This window comes from Glycomyces sp. NPDC021274, assembly GCF_040641195.1.
Lineage (GTDB): Bacteria > Actinomycetota > Actinomycetes > Mycobacteriales > Micromonosporaceae > Glycomyces.
On the sequence record NZ_JBFADC010000115.1, the window covers coordinates 1 to 1,112 of the forward strand.

Annotated in this window: 1 protein-coding gene and 1 pseudogene; both read right to left on the bottom strand. The window is 64.9% G+C overall.

Translation table 11 applies throughout. The features are described 5' to 3' along the window. Positions 1 to 214 (bottom strand): annotated as a pseudogene (locus AB0I03_RS26985) (hypothetical protein); the annotation flags it as partial. Between the two features lie 64 nt (positions 215 to 278). Beyond that, a partial coding sequence (locus AB0I03_RS26990; protein WP_360417460.1) for an ABC transporter substrate-binding protein occupies positions 279 to 1,112 on the bottom strand: 834 nt, incomplete at its 5' end.

The following is a 1,112-nucleotide window of genomic DNA, read 5'->3' on the forward strand; positions in this document are numbered from 1 at the left end:
CGGCGACCCGCTTACCGGCCTTGCGGTCCCATGAGCGCAACAGGACCGCACCGGTGACCGCGGCGGCCGCGGCACCGGCGGCGAGCACCCGTTGCACGAGGTCGTCGCCGACGAACCAGGCTCCCGTGGCGCAGGCAATTGACGCACCGGCGACCGTCGATGGAGGAAGCAGCCGGTGGAGGGGTGGGGAATGGCGGTGGCGTCCTCGTGGCATGGCCAGAAACTTACCGTGCGTTCGAGACCTATGGGGCCTCACATACGGATCCGTTCCCCGCTGGTTACTTCTTGACCAACCCCTTGGACTCCAAATACGCCTGCGCGACATCGGCGGGCTTCAAACGCTCGGCGTCGACCTTGCGGTTCAAGTTGATCAAGTCCTCGGTGGTGAGCACGTTCGTGATCTTGTTGAGGGCGGTCTCGATCTCCTTGGCACCGGCGCTCTTGGTATTCAGTACCGGCAGGACGTTGTCGGCGTTCTGCAGCTTCTTGTCGTCCTGCAGAAGCACCAGACCGAAGTTGTCGAGGGTGGCGTCCGTGGTCGTGGTGAGCACAAGCTGATCGGTGCCGTCCTTCACGGCCTGCTTGGCCTGGGGGGTCCCCACGCCCTTGGGGTCGATGCCCTCGACGGTGATGCCGTAGGTCTTCTCCAGGCCGGGCTTGCAGAAGACCCGGGTCTCGCACTCCTCCCCCGCGGCGAGTTTGATCTTCTGCTGGGAACGGCCCAGGTCGGAGAGCGTCTTGAGCGTGTGCTGGGCGGCGAATTCCTTGGTCACCGCGAACGCGTTCTGGTCGGTGGCCGCGCCCGCCGGCAGCACCTTCAGTCCGCGCGGCTCGGCCAGCTTCTTCAGCTCCGCCACCGTCTTGCCGATGTCGCTGGACGCCACCGGCTTCGCCTTGGCGCCGTTCTTCTTCGCGTTGAGGAATTCCGCAAGCGTGGAGGCATATTCCGGAACGACATCGATCTGGCCCTTCTCAAGGGCCGGTTCATACAGCTCACGATTGGTCAGCGTCTGAACCCGCGGGCGGTAACCGGCATCGGCGAGGACCCGCGAATAGATCTCGGCGAGCACCTTCGACTCGGTGAAACCCGCCGAGCCGATGACGATCTCGCC